The organism is Limnochorda sp., from assembly GCF_047459355.1.
Taxonomy (GTDB): domain Bacteria; phylum Bacillota; class Limnochordia; order Limnochordales; family Limnochordaceae; genus Limnochorda.
In genome coordinates, this window is sequence record NZ_VSCV01000101.1 from 1 (window position 1) to 1,260 (window position 1,260).

The window sequence follows — 1,260 nt, forward strand, 5'->3', positions numbered from 1 at the left end:
GGCATGGCCCTCTCCCTGGGCACCATGGTGGCCGGCGCCCTGGTCACCGAGATGGTCTTCTCCTACCCGGGCATCGGCAGCCTGCTCTTCACCGCCATCCGGCAGAGCGACTACCCGTTGATCCAGGGGATCACGCTCCTCGTGAGCGTGGCCGTCCTCCTGGCCAACTTCCTGGCGGACCTCCTCTACGGCCTGGTGGACCCCCGTATCCGGGCCGCCCAGCGAGGTGAGCGGTGATGGGGGCGACCGTGCGGATGCTCTTTGCCTCGCGGCGCTTCACCCTGAGCTTGGCCCTCCTCCTCGCGGTGGTGGCCCTGGGGCTCCTGGGGCCGTTGGTGAGCTCCCGCGATCCCCTGCTCATGTCGGGTGGCATGTTCGAGGCCCCATCCCGGGAGCACTGGCTGGGGACGGACAATTTCGGCCGGGATGTCTTCACCCAGCTCCTCTACGGGACCCGGACCTCCCTCTACGTGGGGGCCATCGCCGGACTGGTGGCGACGGCTATCGGCGTGGCCGTCGGAGCCCTGGCGGGGTACCGCGGGGGCTGGCTGGATGAGATGTTGATGGGGCTCACCAACGTCTTCATCACCATCCCCAGCATCGTTATCCTCATCCTGGTCTCCGTCTCCCTCAGGACCCGGACGGCCACCATCATGGGCCTGGTCATCGGGCTGACCAGCTGGCCCTGGACCGCCCGGGCGGTCCGGGCCCAGACCACCAGCCTCAAGACCCGGGAGCACATGGATGTGGCCCGCCTTTCGGGGCTGTCCACGCCCCGGATCATCCTCTTTGAGATTTTGCCCTTCATGTTCTCCTACATCTTCATGGCCTTCATCCTCCAGTTCTTCGGCGGCCTCATGAGCGAGGCCACCTTGAGCATGCTGGGCCTGGGACCCTTCCAGACCGTCTCCCTGGGCGTCATGCTCCAGTGGGCCCTGCTGTGGGAGGCCGTCCGAGTGGGGGCCTGGTGGGCGTTCCTGCCGCCCGTCTTCTTCCTCACCGTCACCTCCTTCAGCCTGATGAGCCTGAACGCCAGCATGGACGAGTTCTTCAACCCCCGGGCCCGGGACCGCTCGGCCCGTGCCGGGGCCCGGGCCGTGGCGCGGCTCCGGGAGGTGGCGCCTCACGCCGAGGCCGGTGACGAGCCCGCCCCCGACGCGCTCCTCGCCTGCTGGCAGCTCCACGCGGCCTACGTGTCCCCGGGGCTGCCGCCCGTCTGGGCGGTGAACGGGGTGAGCCTGGCGGTGCGGCCGGGCGAGG

General features: G+C 69.3%; 2 protein-coding genes. Both read left to right on the top strand.

The genetic code is table 11. From position 1 onward, the window contains the following. A partial coding sequence (locus tag FWJ67_RS11150) for an ABC transporter permease subunit (protein WP_414482860.1) occupies positions 1–237 on the top strand: 237 nt, incomplete at its 5' end. Next, a partial coding sequence (locus FWJ67_RS11155; RefSeq protein WP_414482861.1) for an ABC transporter permease occupies positions 237–1,260 on the top strand: 1,024 nt, incomplete at its 3' end. The genes FWJ67_RS11150 and FWJ67_RS11155, both read left to right, overlap by 1 nt.